Consider the following 14,861-nt stretch of genomic DNA (forward strand, 5'->3'; position numbering starts at 1 on the left):
AGCCATTGTGATTGAGGGTTTGAGCCATTCATCCTTGAAATTGTTAATACGGCCAGCGATGCGTTCCCGGCTGGTTAGACATAACACTCAAGGAGAATAGATATGGCAATGCGAAAAAAAATGGCGGTAGGCGCCGTTGCTGCAGGGATTATTTTTAGTTTATCTGGCGCACATGCTGCGTCTTTGCTGAGTAGCAGTGAGCTCTATACCATTAATGCCAGTGACCTGGCGGCAAAAGAGAAATCGTTAACGGATTTCCCGTTAATGAACGCAGTGAAATCCTCCATCGCGACGCTGGCAAACAGTGAAGTCGAGAAGATTGAACCCGGTCGGGCGGCCAATCCGGAAAACGTTAAACGCGTAGAAAGCGTTATTTCAGAACAGGACTGGGATTTTCTGTTCCCGATGCGGGCATCGGAATACACGTACAGTAATTTTCTGAAAGCCATTGGCAAATTCCCGGCGGTATGCGGGACCTATACTGATGGGCGTGATAGTGATGCCATTTGCCGGAAATCTCTGGCGACAATGTTTGCGCACTTTGCACAGGAAACCGGTGGCCATGAAAGCTGGCGCGATATTCCAGAGTGGCGTCAGGCTTTGGTTTATCTGCGTGAAGTCGGTTGGGTTGAAGGGCAGAAAGGCGGCTACAACGGCGAATGTAATCCTGATATCTGGCAGGGACAGACCTGGCCTTGCGGCACAGATAAAGACGGCGACTACCTGAGCTACTTTGGTCGCGGTGCAAAACAGCTCTCCTATAACTATAACTATGGTCCGTTCTCGGATGCCATGTACGGTGGTGACGTTCGTCCTCTGCTGGATAAACCGGAACTGGTGGCAGACACCTGGATGAACCTGGCAAGTGCGGTATTCTTCTTCGTTTACCCACAGCCTCCAAAACCATCCATGCTGCATGTCATAGACGGTACCTGGCAGCCTAATGACCATGATAAAGCGAATGGCCTGGTTGACGGATTTGGCGTGACTATTCAGATTATCAACGGTGGCGTAGAGTGCGGCGGGGCAGAAGAAAATGCTCAGTCTCTGAACCGTATCGCTTACTACAAAGAGTTTGCCAACTATCTGAAAGTTCCGGTTGCCGACGATGAGGTCCTCGGCTGTAAGAACATGAAGCAGTTTGACGAAGGTGGCGCTGGTGCCCTGCCTATCTACTGGGAAGAAGATTGGGGATGGAGTGCGGATACACCTGACGGTAAAACCTATTCTTGTCAGCTGGTCGGTTATCAGACGCCTTTCACCGCGTTTAAAGAAGGCGACTACACGAAGTGCGTACAGAAGTATTTTAACGTTAACGTAGTAGACGATTCTGGTAAATCAGAGGACAGCACTAAACCAACTCCAACGCCTGCTGAAAATGTCGCACCTGTCGCGCATATTTCGGGGCCGGTCGGCGCCGTTGAGGCGGGTGCCCAGGTATCGTTGAGCGCAGCGGATTCTAGCGACGCTAATGGCGATAAACTGACCTATACCTGGATGTCTCAGGATGGTCAAACCGTCAGTGGTGAAGATAAGTCCGTGGTGACGTTCACGGCACCAGAAGTGACAAAAGATAGCCAGTATGTGATCAGCCTGAAGGTAAGTGATGGCACACTTTCTGACACGACGGAGTATACGCTGAACGTAAAAGCGAAATCCTCTGGTGAGCAGGGTGCGGATGTAACCTATCCAGCCTGGAACAGTGCAACCACCTGGTCGGCGGGTGATATTGTGAATAACAACGGCGCACTGTATCAATGTAAGCCACTGCCAGACGGTGCCTGGTGTAACGCCAGCCCAAGCTATTATGAACCGGGCGTGGGGTTTGCATGGGGAGATGCCTGGAAGGCGCTTTAATCTAAAAAATCCTGTCAGTGCTATGCACTGGCAGGATTGTTACTATGCTTACCTCAGGTTTTTCCAGGAGGAACGCATGAATATCATTGCCATCATGGGACCGCATGGCGTCTTTTATAAAGATGAGCCCATTAAGGAACTCGAACGTGCGCTACAGCATCAGGGGTTTCAGATTATCTGGCCACAGAACAGCGCCGATCTGCTGAAGTTTATCGAACACAACCCGCGTATCAGTGGCGTGATTTTTGACTGGGACGAATACAGCGTCGATCTCTGCGGTGAGATAAATCAGCTTAATGAGTATCTGCCGCTCTACGCCTTTATCAATAACCACTCGACGATGGACGTCAGCGCGCACGACATGCGTATGGCGCTGTGGTTCTTTGAATATGCGCTGGGCCAGGCCGACGATATCGCCACGCGCATCCGCCAGTATACCGACGAATACCTCGATAACATCACGCCGCCGTTCACCAAAGCGCTGTTTACCTACGTTACGGAAGGCAAATACACTTTCTGTACGCCCGGACACATGGGCGGTACGGCTTACCAGAAAAGCCCGGTAGGCTGCCTGTTCTATGATTTCTTCGGCGCGAATACGCTGAAGGCCGACGTGTCGATTTCCGTTACCGAACTGGGCTCACTGTTGGATCACACCGGGCCGCACCTTGAGGCCGAAGAGTATATCGCCCGCACCTTTGGCGCCGAGCAGAGCTATATGGTGACCAACGGCACCTCAACCTCGAACAAAATCGTCGGCATGTACGCCGCACCGAGCGGCAGCACATTGCTGATTGACCGTAACTGCCATAAGTCGCTGGCGCACCTGCTGATGATGAACGACGTTGTGCCGCTGTGGCTGAAACCAACGCGCAATGCGCTGGGGATACTTGGCGGCATTCCGAAGCGCGAGTTTACCCGCGACAGCCTGCAGCAGAAGGTGAACAGTACCGACGGCGCCGAGTGGCCGGTGCATGCGGTTATCACCAACTCCACCTACGACGGTCTGTTGTATAACACTAACTGGATCAAACAGACGCTGGACGTGCCGTCGATTCACTTCGATTCGGCCTGGGTGCCGTATACCCACTTCCATCCCATCTATCAGGGTAAAAGCGGCATGAGCGGTGAGCGGGTGCCTGGCAAGGTCTTCTTCGAAACGCAATCTACGCACAAGATGCTGGCGGCGCTGTCGCAGGCCTCGTTAATCCACATTAAGGGCGACTACGACGAAGATACCTTCAACGAAGCCTTTATGATGCACACCTCCACCTCGCCAAGCTACCCGATTGTCGCCTCAATAGAGACGGCGGCAGCTATGCTACGCGGTAACCCCGGTAAACGCCTGATTAACCGCTCGGTGGAGCGTGCGCTGCATTTCCGCAAAGAGGTTCAGCGCCTGCGTGAAGAGTCGGACAGCTGGTTCTTTGATATCTGGCAGCCGGAAGCCATCGACGAAGCGGAGTGCTGGCCGGTTTCCCCGGGTGAAGAGTGGCACGGTTTTAGCGATGCCGATGCCGATCATATGTTCCTCGATCCGGTGAAGGTGACAATCCTTACGCCGGGAATGGATGAACAGGGCAACATGAGCGATGAGGGTATTCCGGCAGCGCTGGTGGCGAAGTACCTTGATGAACACGGCGTGGTCGTCGAAAAGACCGGGCCGTATAACCTGCTGTTCTTGTTTAGCATTGGGATCGATAAAACCCGCGCGATGGGGCTGCTGCGTGGTCTCACCGAGTTTAAGCGCGCCTACGATCTGAACCTGCGAGTGAAGAACATGCTGCCGGATCTCTACGCTGAAGATCCTGACTTCTATCGCAATATGCGTATCCAGGATCTGGCGCAGGGGATCCATCGCCTGATTCGCCAGCACGATCTTCCGCGCTTGATGCTGCGCGCCTTTGACGTGCTGCCAGAGATGAAGCTCACGCCGCATCGGGCGTGGCAGAAACAGATCAAAGGCGAGGTGGAAACGGTGGCGCTGGAAGATCTGGTCGGGCGCGTTTCGGCCAATATGATCCTGCCTTACCCGCCGGGCGTACCGCTGTTGATGCCGGGTGAGATGATTACGGAAGAGAGTCGTTCTGTGCTCGACTTCCTGCTGATGCTCTGCTCCGTTGGGCGACATTATCCGGGCTTTGAAACCGATATCCACGGTGCAAAACGCGATGAAAACGGCGTCTACCGTGTGAGAGTCCTAAAAAACCATTGAGGGGTTGCGTGATAACGACCCACGCGGGTAACGTGCTGAGATACGGTTAACGGAGAGAAACGATGTTGGGATTAAAACAGATTCATCACATTGCCATTATTGCGACCGATTACGCTAAGAGTAAATCCTTCTACTGCGATATTCTTGGTTTTACGCTGCAAAGCGAAGTTTATCGACATGAACGCGATTCATGGAAAGGCGACCTGGCGCTAAACGGTCAATATGTGATTGAGCTGTTCTCTTTCCCGTTCCCGCCAGCGCGCCCCAGCCGCCCGGAAGCCTGTGGCCTGCGCCATTTGGCGTTCAGCGTCGATGATATCGATGTGGCGGTGGCGCACCTTGAGGCGCATGGTGTCGCTTGTGAAGCGATCCGTATCGACCCGTTTACCGATAAGCGTTTTACCTTTTTCAATGACCCAGACGGCCTGCCGCTGGAGCTATACCAGCAGTAAGGCTTGCCTGTGAGCGCCCGGCCCGGTAACGTGCCGGGCTATCTTTCTGATGACGACATCCCCATGACAATATCTTCGCTCGCGCAACGACTCTCACCGCACCGCCAGTTTCTGGTGGCATTCAGCGGTGGCCTTGATTCAACGGTACTGTTGCATCAACTGGTCTGCTGGCGTCAGCAGGAGCCATCTATTTCGTTGCGCGCGGTCCATATCCATCACGGCATTAGTCAGAACGCCGATAGCTGGGTAGCGCATTGCCAGCGGCTTTGTACACAATGGCAGGTGCCACTGGTGGTAGAACGAGTCACCCTGGCGCAAAACGGTCTGGGGCTAGAGGCGGAAGCACGAACCGCGCGCTATCAGGCTTTTCGCGAGGCGCTTATCCCGGGAGAGGTACTGCTTACGGCGCAGCATCTTGACGATCAAAGCGAAACCCTGCTGTTAGCGCTTAAACGCGGTAGTGGGCCCGCCGGACTGTCAGCTATGCCGACGTATGCGGCGTTTGGTGACACGCAGTTGATTCGTCCGCTGTTACATGAAACCCGTGCGGCGTTGCTGCACTGGGCGCAGACGCATGCGCTGACGTGGATTGAGGATGAGAGCAACCAGGACGATGCCTATGATCGTAATTTCCTGCGTCTGCGCGTCTTACCGTTACTCAACGCCCGCTGGCCCCACTTTGCCGAAGCATCGGCCAGAAGCGCGGCGCTGTGCGCTGAGCAGGAACAGTTGCTGGATGAACTGCTGGCGGATGAGCTTGCGCGACTGCGTACGGATGCCGGGACGTTGACCATCGAACCGATGATGACGATGAGCGCGCCAAAACGGGCGGCGATTTTGCGCCGCTGGCTGGCGTGGCTCGGTGCGCCGATGCCTTCGCGTGAGACGATAGCCAGGGTGTGGCAAGAGGTGGCGCTGGCGCGGGAAGACGCGACGCCTTGCCTGCGTCTGGGGAACTTCGAGGTTCGCCGCTATCAGCAGCAGCTTTGGTGGGTGAAGGCGCTGGAGGGGCAAACAGAATCGGTGCTGGAATGGGCTGACCGCACGATGCCGCTGGTACTGCCGGGGGAACTTGGTCAACTTTACTGCACCGCTGGCGGCGATATTCGCCCGCCTCGGGCTGATGAGCTGGTTTCCGTGCGGTTTAAAGCGCCGGGGATGCTGCATATTGTCGGGCGTCACGGTGGCCGTAAGCTCAAGAAAATCTGGCAAGAACTAGGCGTTCCGCCCTGGTTGCGCGACACCACGCCGCTGCTATTTTATGGTGAAACGCTCATTACGGCGGTCGGTGTCTTTGTCACGGTCGACGGGACATGTGAAGCAGGCAAGGGCATAGCGCTGAGGTGGGATAAAACGGGCAGCGATGCCGCCCGTGATTGAATCATGATTCGCTAACGACCACGGTCCCGATTTCGGGGTGGCTGAAGCTGGTAATACGGTCGAGGCGCAGTTCGCGCAGTTCGCCCGCACTATCAACGACCAGATATTCCACGTTTTTACGTGATAACAGATCATGAGCCTTGGCTTGCAGCACTTCGCCGTCTTTCAGCTCCAGCGACAGGACGAGGTGGTGCTGGCAGGCGAGCTCAAGATTGTCATAGTCATCACAATTGATGGGTTGATAAGTATCATTCATCGACATAATCGCTCACCAGTAAGTTTGCCGCCGCATACGCGGCTTTTTCCCTGATTGATTCGGAAATGGCATTATCCGCCGCAACATCGTTCAACACCTTCAGTACACAACCTAGCGCATCCGGGATATACCCCAAATCACCGCTCGCAATCTCTGCGTAGCGTTGACGAATCAACTCACAATAGTTGCCCACGTGCCCTCCTGTCTGCGCTTCAATAAGCCTATGAAGATAATCTCTGTTTAGCAAGGTGACTATATCATACTCATTTAAGCATTATCAGCGGGATGAGCGACGGCGGATGCAATTCAGAACAGCCTTTTGGCCCTGATTTCGCTACAATGAGCCCCATTTTTCGCAGGAGTGAAGTCATGGCGCTGAAAGCAACAATTTATAAGGCGGTGGTGAACGTCGCGGATCTCGACCGGAACCAGTTTCTGGATGCGTCGTTAACGCTGGCTCGCCATCCATCTGAAACCCAGGAGCGCATGATGCTGCGCCTGTTGGCGTGGATTAAGTACGCGAACGAACGTCTGCAGTTTACCCGCGGCCTTTCCTCTGAGGATGAGCCGGAAGTATGGTTGCGCAACGACCATATGGGTATCGACTTGTGGATTGAACTCGGTCTGCCGGATGAACGTCGAATTAAAAAAGCCTGCAGTCTGTCTCAAGAGGTGGCGTTATTCACCTACAATAGTCGTGCGGCAGAGATTTGGTGGCAGCAAAATCAGAACAAGATGGCGGGCTTTAAGAACCTGGCGGTTTGGTATCTTGACGACGAACAGCTAGCGAAACTGAGCGCGTTTGCTGAACGCACCATGACGCTACAGGCCACCATTCAAGAAGGGGCAATCTGGCTTTCTGATGCTCAGAATAATCTGGAAATTCACCTGGCGCCGTGGCAGCTGCCGGCATGATTGTTATCTCCCGGCAGGTGAGTATCCCAGACTCGGAGCTGACGATTACCGCCATCCGGGCGCAGGGGGCGGGTGGTCAGCACGTGAATAAGACCTCAACGGCGATTCACCTGCGTTTTGACATCCGAGCTTCCAGCCTGCCAGAGTATTATAAAGAGCGCCTGCTCGAAGCTAACCACCACTTAATTTCTGCCGATGGTGTGATTATTATTAAGGCGCAGGAGTACCGCAGTCAGGAAATGAACCGTGAAGCGGCGATAGCTCGCCTGGTCGCGGTTATCCAGACGCTGACCGCAGAACAAAAAAGCCGACGACCGACGCGCCCAACCCGGGCTTCGAAGGAGCGGCGGCTGACGTCGAAAGCGCAAAAGTCTTCAGTGAAAAATTTGCGCGGTAAAGTTCGCTATTAAGCCGGACGTGGATGTAATAAGAATAAGGAATTGAGGGTGAAAAAAGCGATATTGGCCATTGCGGCTACGGGGATGCTGTTTGGGCTTTTCGGTTGCAACCATTCGGAAGTGAAGACGCTTAAACCGACTCAGGCGGCTGAGTTAACGCCGATGCAGCAAAGCTGGCGTGGCGTTATCCCTTGCGCCGATTGTGAAGGTATTGAAACCTCGTTGTTCCTCGAAAAGGACGGCACCTGGGTGATGAACGAACGCTATCAGGGCGTGAGCCGTGAACCGTCGTCGTTTGGTTCCTACGGTACCTGGGCGCGTACCGCTGATAAGCTGGTGCTGACCGATAGCGAAGGCGAGAAATCTTACTACCGCGCGAAGGGCGAGAAGCTGGAGATGCTCGATCGCGAGGGTAACCCGATTGAATCAAAGCTTAACTATACGCTGGAGCCGGTGAACGCCAGCCTGCCAACCACGCCAATGGCGATGCGCGGGATGTACTTCTATATGGCGGATGCGGCAACCTTCACCGACTGCGCCACCGGACAGCGCGTAGCGGTAGCGAATAACGCGCAGCTGGAGCGTGACTACGCCGCCGCACAAGGCAGCGACAGCAAGCCGATTCTGCTGGTGGTCGATGGGCACTTTACCGTTGAGCCGAACCCGGATACCGGCGCGATGGTGAAAACGCTGGCAACCGATAAAGCCGGGAAATTTACGCCGGGTAAAGACTGTTCCAGCGCGAAGTAACGGTGTTTGTAGGCCGGATGGCGGTCGTACAAGAGCATTGATATAAAAAAGCCTCACGTATATGTGAGGCTTTTTTGTAGCCCGGACGAGGCGGTAACGCCGACTCCGGGAAGGCACCGAGCGGATTAGCCTTTAATAGCTTTCACCAGGTAATCAACGATGTCGCCGGTTTTAATCAGCTGCTTCTCGCCGTTACGACGGTATTTGTATTCGATATCGTCGTTGTCGAGGTTACGGTCGCCCAGCACGATAGTGTGAGGTATACCGATAAGCTCCATATCCGCGAACATCACACCTGGACGCTCTTTACGGTCGTCCATCAGCACTTCGATGCCCTGTGCGCGCAGTTCAGCATACAGCTTCTCAGCCAGCTCCTGAACGCGGTAGGACTTGTGCATGTTCATTGGCAGAATAGCAACCTGGAACGGCGCAATGGCGTCTGGCCATACGATACCGCGGTCGTCAAAGTTCTGTTCAATGGCTGCGGCAACTACACGAGTTACACCAATACCGTAGCAGCCCATGGTCAGGGTCTGGTTACGACCATCTTCGCCCTGAACAGACGCCTTCATCGCTTCGGAGTACTTGGTACCCAGCTGGAAGATGTGGCCCACTTCGATACCGCGTTTAATCAGCAGCGTGCCTTTGCCGTCTGGGCTTGGGTCGCCAGCGACCACATTACGAATATCAGCTACTTCTGGCGTCGCCACGTCGCGATCCCAGTTGATGCCGAAGTAGTGCTTACCGTCGATGTTAGCACCAGCCGCGAAATCGCTCATCACAGCGACGGTACGGTCGATAATCACCGGAATTGGCATATTAACTGGGCCGAGTGAGCCTGGACCGGCTTTCACCAGCGCACGAATTTCTTCTTCTGTGGCGAAGGTCAGCGGGCTCGCAACCTGCGGCAGTTTTTCTGCTTTGACTTCGTTCAGCTCGTGATCGCCGCGAACCAGCAGGGCAACCAGCGGAGACTTGCTGCCTTCTACCGCTTTCACCAGCAGGGTTTTCACGGTTTTCTCGATTGGCAGGTTGAACTGCTCAACCAGCTCGGCGATGGTTTTCGCGTTCGGTGTATCAACCAGCGTCATTTCCTGCGTTGCTGCTGCACGTGGTTCTTTTGGTGCCACGGCTTCAGCGAACTCGATGTTTGCCGCGAAGTCGGAAGAGTCAGAGAAGATCACATCGTCTTCGCCGCTCTGCGCCAGCACCTGGAATTCGTGGGAAGCGCTACCGCCGATAGAACCGGTGTCAGCCTGTACTGCGCGGAAATCCAGACCCATGCGGCTAAAGATTTTGCTGTAGGCCGCGTACATCGCGTCGTAGGTTTCCTGCAGGGATTCCTGAGAGGTATGGAAAGAGTAGGCGTCTTTCATCAGGAATTCGCGGGAACGCATCACGCCAAAACGTGGGCGTACTTCGTCACGGAATTTGGTCTGGATCTGATAGAAGTTCAGCGGCAGCTGTTTGTATGAGCTCAGCTCGTTACGAATCAGGTCGGTGATGACTTCTTCGTGGGTTGGACCCAGTACGAATGAACGATCGCCACGGTCTGCAATACGCAGAAGTTCCGGGCCGTACTGTTCCCAACGGCCGCTCTCTTCCCACAGTTCAGAAGGCTGAACTACCGGCATTAACACCTCGATAGCACCGGCGTTGTTCATCTCTTCACGCACGATGTTTTCGACTTTTTTCAGGACGCGCACGCCGGTCGGCAGCCAGGTGTATAACCCGGAGGCCAGCTTGCGGATCATCCCGGCGCGCAGCATCAGCTGGTGGCTGATAACCTCGGCGTCGGCAGGTGTCTCCTTCAGAGTGGAGAGCAGGTATTGGCTAGTACGCATGTTGTTACGGTTCCAGTTGAACGATCGAACAGGCTCAAGTCGAGCCTGGCACAAAAACAAAAGTGATTTAGTTTACCAGCGAGAAAGGGATGTCAAAAGAGAGCGCGGTGAAATTACCGGGCTTCCAGCGCAAAGACCTCAAATCCTGACGGCGTTACGCGCCAGCGGACGTTAAAATCGAGCAGCCAGACGGCGTAGGTCTTTCCTTCTTCCTCGTTCTTACGATAGGCCGGACGCGGGTCCTGGGCCAGTACTTCGGTAATAAACCGACGTAAATGCGGGTAGCGCTTTTCCAGGCCGATAAGCTGCTGGGCAATCTCATCGCTGAAGGTGACGTCAACGTTGGCTTGCGGTGCATCCTGAGCGTAGCTGGCTCGAGCGTCTGGCAGCGACTCGGCGAACGGTAGGTACGGTTTTACATCGACAACAGGCGTGCCGTCGACTAAATCTAACCCGCCTAGTTCAAGGATGACGTGTTCTTTGTGGCAGCGAACGCCCCGGAGTTCAACCAGCGACATTCCGATGGGATTCGGGCGGAAGGTTGAGCGCGTGGCAAACACGCCCATACGGGCGTTTCCGCCGAGGCGAGGAGGTCGTACCGTAGGACGCCACCCGCCTTCCATCGTCTGATGGAAGACGAACAGTACCCACAAATGGCTGAACGCTTCCAGGCCGCGCACGGCGTCGGCCTGGTTGTAGGGCGGCAATAGATGCAGCTCACCGCTGCAGCTTTTGACCAGCCCTGGCTGGCGAGGTACGGCAAACTTCTCTTTATAAGGAGAACGGATAACGCCTATTTGTTCAAATACGAATGGGCTCATTGCGCGCTAACGTTAAGGGCTGAACCTACGCAGACCGCCTGACGGTAGCAACCCGGCGTGCCGCTGGTGACTTCACAGCTGTGCAGCAGTACCGCATTGGCCTTCATTTTAGAGGCGTTGATCTGCATGCGCTTGCGTGCCGTTGGGATGTTCGGTGGAGAATCCTGATTAGTGGCCTGGCATGAGTCACCGGAGACTTCGCCAAGATCGCGGAACGGCTTACCGACCAGATCTTCAGCGTTGGTGATAATTCTCACCGGCGTAGCGCGTGGCGCTTTAGGTTTCGCGGTCTCCGTTTTCGCGGGGGTCGCAGTGCTTTGAATAGGTTCAACAGGAGATCTGTTTAGCATGGAACAGCCACCTAACAGGAGCGCTAATAAACAGACCGGTAAAGCACGCATAGTAATTCCTCTATCATAAAGGGTAGACCAGGGAGCTATTGAATCAGGTGCTTGCATAAATGACAAGACGGGCATGCGCCCGTCTTGAAAGATACTGCTTAGCGGTAATGCGATTACCAGCCTTTAACAGCGCCGCCGTTAAAGATTTTGTTTGCTGCTTCGTATACTTCATCAGACTGGTAAGCCTGAACGAATTTCTTCACGTTTTCAGCGTCTTTGTTATCTTCGCGGGTCACGATCAGGTTCACGTACGGAGAGTCTTTGCCTTCAACGAAGATACCGTCTTTCGCCGGAGTCAGGTTGATCTGGCTGGCGTAAGTGGTGTTGATAACGGCCAGAGCAATCTGCGCGTCGTCCAGGGAACGTGGCAGCTGTGGTGCTTCCAGCTCAACAATCTTCAGGTTTTTCGGGTTTTCAGTGATATCCAGCGCGGTTGGCAGCAGACCTACGTCATCTTTCAGTTTGATCAAGCCAACTTGCTGCAGCAGCAGCAGGGAACGACCGAGGTTAGTCGGGTCGTTTGGTACCGCAATCTGGGAGCCCGGCTGCAGTTCGTCCAGAGATTTGATTTTCTTGGAGTAGCCTGCGATTGGGTAAACGAAGGTATTACCCACGGAAACCAGCTTGTAGCCGCGATCTTTGATCTGCTGATCCAGGTATGGTTTGTGCTGGAAGGCGTTCGCGTCGATGTCGCCTTTGCTCAGCGCTTCGTTCGGCAGAACGTAATCGTTGAAGGTAACCAGCTCAACGTCCAGGCCATATTTTTCTTTCGCGACTTTCTGTGCAACTTCAGCAACCTGCTGTTCTGCACCGACAATCACGCCGACCTTAATGTGGTTTGGATCTTTCTCGTCCTGGCCGCAACCAACAAGAGCCAGAGAACCAATCAGGGCCCCAACTGCCGCAAAGGTTTTAAAATTGAACGCCATGCTTATTATCCTTAAACTTTTGAGTTGTGTTGTGTGTAACGCTATTTATGAGTGACTGCCCGAACGATACGGTCGCCAGATACTTGAATTAAATAAACCAGAACGACAAGCAATACCAGTACTGTATTCATCACGACCGCATTATATCCAATGTAGCCATACTGATAGCCAATCTGCCCCAGACCGCCAGCACCGACGGCACCGCCCATTGCGGAGTAGCCAACCAGCGTAATCAGGGTGATGGTTGCCGCATTGACCAGACCCGGCAGCGCTTCCGGCAGCAGGACCTTACGTACGATCTGCATCGGTGTGGCACCCATTGCGCGGGAAGCTTCAATCAACCCGGTCGGGATTTCCAGCAGGGCGTTTTCCACCATGCGAGCAATAAACGGTGCAGCACCGACTGTCAGCGGAACGATTGCCGCCTGCAGGCCGATAGAGGTACCGACAATAATGCGGGTAAATGGAATCATCCATACCAGCAGGATAATGAACGGGATGGAACGGAAGATATTCACCAGCGCAGAAAGCACACGGTAGAGCTTGCCGTTCTCAATGATTTGCCCCGGACGCGTGGTATATAAAAGCACGCCGACCGGCAGACCAATCACGAAGCCGAAAAAGCCCGACACGAATGTCATTGCCAGCGTTTCCCAGACGCCGCGCGCCAGTAACCACATCATGGCTTCAGACATAACCCAGTACCTCTACTTTTACATGGTGTTGCTGCAGCCAGGCGATGGCCGCTTGCGTATCTTCAGGGGTGCCGTGCATTTCGGTCAGCATAATGCCGAACTTCACGCCGCCCGCGTAATCCATCTGCGCGCTAATAATGTTGTTGTTCACGTTAAAGCGACGTGCGGTTTCCGACAGCAGTGGAGCGTCGACCGAATGACCGGTAAACTCCATGCGCAGCATCGGTACGCTATCGGCAGTCTGTGCTTCTTTAAGACGTGCCTGGTAATCTTCTGGAATATCCAGATGCAGCGTGGACTGAATAAACTGCTGTGCCAGCGGCGTCTTCGGATGAGAGAAGACTTCGCTTACCGTATCCTGCTCGATAAGCTCGCCGTTGCTGATAACCGCAACACAGTCACAGATACGCTTCACCACGTCCATCTCATGGGTGATGAGCAGAATCGTCAGACCCAGGCGACGGTTAATGTCCTTCAGCAGTTCGAGGATAGAGCGAGTGGTTGCCGGATCCAGCGCGCTGGTGGCTTCATCACACAACAGAACCTTCGGGTTGCTGGCCAGCGCACGGGCAATGGCCACACGCTGTTTTTGCCCACCGGACAGGTTTGCCGGGTAGCTATCATGCTTGTCGCCCAGACCCACGAGGTCCAGCAGTTCAGTGACGCGACGCTTCACTTCTTCTTTAGGCGTATTATCGAGTTCCAGCGGCAGCGCAACGTTGCCAAACACCGTGCGTGAAGAGAGCAGGTTAAAGTGCTGGAAGATCATGCCAATCTGGCGACGCGCTTTAGTCAGCGCCGATTCGGACAGTGCGGTAAGTTCCTGACCGCCAACCTGAACGCTCCCTTCTGTCGGGCGTTCAAGCAGGTTGACGCAGCGAATCAGCGTACTTTTACCTGCACCGGATGCGCCAATGACGCCATAAATTTGTCCCGCAGGCACGTGCAGGCTAACGTTGTTCAGCGCCTGAATTGTGCGGTGGCCCTGCTGGAACACCTTGGTGATATTCGAAAGTTTAATCATTAGATTATTTATTATCGGTTAGGAGTTATCCGTGGCATTTTCTTCTGCCAGAGACGGGCGATGACCGTCAACAAAACGGATGTTAAGGCATCTAGACGGCTAAATCAATCTGATTTATGCGATCGGCGCTTTCTTGCCTGTCGAAACATGCGATACTAAAGGCACAAGCCTTAATCAGGAGCAACACGGTGGCAAAGTCTGTACCCGCAATTTTTCTCGATCGTGACGGCACGATTAATGTCGATCATGGCTACGTACATGAAATCGATGAGTTTGAGTTTATTGATGGCGTCATCGACGCTATGCGCGAATTAAAAGAGATGGGCTATGCGCTGGTGCTGGTGACTAACCAGTCAGGTATTGCTCGCGGGAAGTTCACCGAGGCGCAGTTTGAAACGCTGACGGAATGGATGGACTGGTCTCTGGCTGACCGTGGCGTTGACCTGGACGGTATCTATTATTGCCCACATCATCCGCAGGGAACGGTAGAAGAGTATCGTCAGGTATGTGATTGCCGTAAACCGCACCCGGGGATGTTCAAATCCGCGCAGGAGTTTCTGCACATTGATATGGCTTCTTCTTATATGGTGGGTGACAAAGTAGAAGACATGCAGGCGGCTGCTGCGGCGAACGTGGGGACTAAAGTGCTGGTGCGTACGGGCAAACCCGTCACCGAGGAAGCGGAAAAAGCCGCGGATTGGGTGATTAATAGCCTTGCAGACCTGCCTGCGGCTATCAAAAAGCAGAAATAAACGACGAAAAGGCGAAAAGGTGAGCGGTTGAAAGAAAAATGCATTTTTCCTCTTGTCAGCCTGAATTAACTCCCTATAATGCGGCCCCACTGAGACGGAACAACGGCAAACAGGCCGCCGGGTCAGCGAAGTTCTCCTGAGAACTTCGACAGAGAAAAGCGAAATTAAACGC

16 protein-coding genes are annotated in these 14,861 nt (G+C 54.1%); 8 read left to right on the forward strand and 8 right to left on the reverse strand.

The features are described 5' to 3' along the window. Window positions 1–102 precede the first annotated feature (102 nt). The 4 genes from GKAS_RS03290 to tilS all read left to right on the forward strand — a co-directional run bounded on the left by GKAS_RS03290 (window position 103) and on the right by tilS (window position 5,904). Entirely contained in the window at window positions 103–1,857 is a 1,755-nt protein-coding gene (locus GKAS_RS03290; protein WP_035891975.1) for a glycoside hydrolase family 19 protein, read from the forward strand. A gap of 76 nt (window positions 1,858–1,933) precedes the next feature. After that, window positions 1,934–4,072: a lysine decarboxylase LdcC gene (ldcC, locus tag GKAS_RS03295; RefSeq protein WP_035891976.1), complete on the forward strand. Its 2,139-nt coding sequence runs from the start codon at window positions 1,934–1,936 to the stop codon at window positions 4,070–4,072. Window positions 4,073–4,134: 62 nt separating this feature from the next. Beyond that, a complete protein-coding gene (locus tag GKAS_RS03300) occupies window positions 4,135–4,524 on the forward strand; it encodes a VOC family protein (RefSeq protein WP_035891977.1) in 390 nt (129 codons plus the stop codon). A gap of 63 nt (window positions 4,525–4,587) precedes the next feature. After that, complete coding sequence (gene tilS, locus GKAS_RS03305; protein WP_035891995.1) at window positions 4,588–5,904, forward strand: tRNA lysidine(34) synthetase TilS; 1,317 nt, start codon at window positions 4,588–4,590, stop codon at window positions 5,902–5,904. 1 nt (window position 5,905) lies between these two features. On the opposite strand, the gene rof is transcribed toward tilS, so the two are convergent. Continuing rightward, window positions 5,906–6,166, reverse strand: coding sequence for a Rho-binding antiterminator (rof, locus tag GKAS_RS03310; protein WP_035891978.1), 261 nt, complete (start codon window positions 6,164–6,166; stop codon window positions 5,906–5,908). After that, on the reverse strand, window positions 6,153–6,353 hold the full coding sequence (locus GKAS_RS03315) for a YaeP family protein (RefSeq protein ID WP_035891979.1): 201 nt from the start codon (window positions 6,351–6,353) through the stop codon (window positions 6,153–6,155). Before GKAS_RS03315 ends, rof begins: the two co-directional genes overlap by 14 nt. 176 nt (window positions 6,354–6,529) lie before the next feature. On the opposite strand from GKAS_RS03315, the gene GKAS_RS03320 reads away from it, so the two are divergent. The 3 genes from GKAS_RS03320 to nlpE are packed head-to-tail and all read left to right on the forward strand — an operon-like array spanning window position 6,530 to window position 8,223. After that, window positions 6,530–7,075 (forward strand): YaeQ family protein, encoded by a 546-nt coding sequence (locus GKAS_RS03320; RefSeq protein WP_035891980.1) that lies wholly within the window; start codon window positions 6,530–6,532, stop codon window positions 7,073–7,075. Continuing rightward, window positions 7,072–7,485, forward strand: a complete 414-nt coding sequence (gene arfB / locus GKAS_RS03325; protein ID WP_035891981.1) for an alternative ribosome rescue aminoacyl-tRNA hydrolase ArfB — start codon at window positions 7,072–7,074, stop codon at window positions 7,483–7,485. Before GKAS_RS03320 ends, arfB begins: the two co-directional genes overlap by 4 nt. Before the next feature lie 36 nt (window positions 7,486–7,521). Further along, window positions 7,522–8,223, forward strand: coding sequence for an envelope stress response activation lipoprotein NlpE (gene nlpE / locus GKAS_RS03330; RefSeq protein ID WP_035891982.1), 702 nt, complete (start codon window positions 7,522–7,524; stop codon window positions 8,221–8,223). A 125-nt stretch (window positions 8,224–8,348) separates the two neighbouring features. Here nlpE and proS read toward each other — a convergent pair whose 3' ends face one another. The 6 genes from proS to metN all read right to left on the reverse strand — a co-directional run bounded on the left by proS (window position 8,349) and on the right by metN (window position 13,937). Continuing rightward, window positions 8,349–10,067, reverse strand: a complete 1,719-nt coding sequence (gene proS / locus GKAS_RS03335) for a proline--tRNA ligase (protein WP_035891983.1) — start codon at window positions 10,065–10,067, stop codon at window positions 8,349–8,351. 113 nt (window positions 10,068–10,180) lie between these two features. Beyond that, window positions 10,181–10,888 (reverse strand): tRNA (N6-threonylcarbamoyladenosine(37)-N6)-methyltransferase TrmO, encoded by a 708-nt coding sequence (tsaA, locus tag GKAS_RS03340; RefSeq protein WP_035891984.1) that lies wholly within the window; start codon window positions 10,886–10,888, stop codon window positions 10,181–10,183. Then, window positions 10,885–11,289 (reverse strand): Rcs stress response system protein RcsF, encoded by a 405-nt coding sequence (rcsF, locus tag GKAS_RS03345; RefSeq protein ID WP_035891985.1) that lies wholly within the window; start codon window positions 11,287–11,289, stop codon window positions 10,885–10,887. The genes tsaA and rcsF overlap by 4 nt, the downstream gene beginning before the upstream one ends. A 113-nt stretch (window positions 11,290–11,402) precedes the next feature. Beyond that, window positions 11,403–12,218 carry a methionine ABC transporter substrate-binding lipoprotein MetQ gene (gene metQ, locus GKAS_RS03350; protein WP_035891986.1) on the reverse strand — a complete coding sequence of 272 codons (816 nt, stop codon included), beginning with the start codon at window positions 12,216–12,218 and terminating at the stop codon, window positions 11,403–11,405. Between the two features lie 41 nt (window positions 12,219–12,259). Continuing rightward, window positions 12,260–12,913 carry a methionine ABC transporter permease MetI gene (locus GKAS_RS03355; protein ID WP_035891987.1) on the reverse strand — a complete coding sequence of 218 codons (654 nt, stop codon included), beginning with the start codon at window positions 12,911–12,913 and terminating at the stop codon, window positions 12,260–12,262. Continuing rightward, window positions 12,906–13,937, reverse strand: a complete 1,032-nt coding sequence (gene metN, locus GKAS_RS03360) for a methionine ABC transporter ATP-binding protein MetN (RefSeq protein ID WP_035891988.1) — start codon at window positions 13,935–13,937, stop codon at window positions 12,906–12,908. Before metN ends, GKAS_RS03355 begins: the two co-directional genes overlap by 8 nt. Window positions 13,938–14,125: 188 nt before the next feature. Here metN and gmhB point away from each other — a divergent pair, with 188 nt between their 5' ends. Further along, window positions 14,126–14,689, forward strand: a complete 564-nt coding sequence (gene gmhB, locus GKAS_RS03365; RefSeq protein WP_035891989.1) for a D-glycero-beta-D-manno-heptose 1,7-bisphosphate 7-phosphatase — start codon at window positions 14,126–14,128, stop codon at window positions 14,687–14,689. Window positions 14,690–14,861 lie beyond the last annotated feature (172 nt).

This window comes from Kluyvera ascorbata ATCC 33433, assembly GCF_000735365.1.
Lineage (GTDB): Bacteria > Pseudomonadota > Gammaproteobacteria > Enterobacterales > Enterobacteriaceae > Kluyvera > Kluyvera ascorbata.

Bases quoted from the DNA above. Each gene is read 5' to 3' on its own strand.
- GKAS_RS03290 (WP_035891975.1), top strand. From the start codon at position 103: ATGGCAATGCGAAAAAAAATGGCGGTAGGCGCCGTTGCTGCAGGGATT.
- ldcC (WP_035891976.1), top strand. From the start codon at position 1,934: ATGAATATCATTGCCATCATGGGACCGCATGGCGTCTTTTATAAAGAT.
- GKAS_RS03300 (WP_035891977.1), top strand. From the start codon at position 4,135: ATGTTGGGATTAAAACAGATTCATCACATTGCCATTATTGCGACCGAT.
- tilS (WP_035891995.1), top strand. From the start codon at position 4,588: ATGACAATATCTTCGCTCGCGCAACGACTCTCACCGCACCGCCAGTTT.
- rof (WP_035891978.1), bottom strand. From the start codon at position 6,166: ATGTCGATGAATGATACTTATCAACCCATCAATTGTGATGACTATGAC.
- GKAS_RS03320 (WP_035891980.1), top strand. From the start codon at position 6,530: ATGGCGCTGAAAGCAACAATTTATAAGGCGGTGGTGAACGTCGCGGAT.
- arfB (WP_035891981.1), top strand. From the start codon at position 7,072: ATGATTGTTATCTCCCGGCAGGTGAGTATCCCAGACTCGGAGCTGACG.
- proS (WP_035891983.1), bottom strand. From the start codon at position 10,067: ATGCGTACTAGCCAATACCTGCTCTCCACTCTGAAGGAGACACCTGCC.
- tsaA (WP_035891984.1), bottom strand. From the start codon at position 10,888: ATGAGCCCATTCGTATTTGAACAAATAGGCGTTATCCGTTCTCCTTAT.
- rcsF (WP_035891985.1), bottom strand. From the start codon at position 11,289: ATGCGTGCTTTACCGGTCTGTTTATTAGCGCTCCTGTTAGGTGGCTGT.
- metQ (WP_035891986.1), bottom strand. From the start codon at position 12,218: ATGGCGTTCAATTTTAAAACCTTTGCGGCAGTTGGGGCCCTGATTGGT.
- GKAS_RS03355 (WP_035891987.1), bottom strand. From the start codon at position 12,913: ATGTCTGAAGCCATGATGTGGTTACTGGCGCGCGGCGTCTGGGAAACG.
- metN (WP_035891988.1), bottom strand. From the start codon at position 13,937: ATGATTAAACTTTCGAATATCACCAAGGTGTTCCAGCAGGGCCACCGC.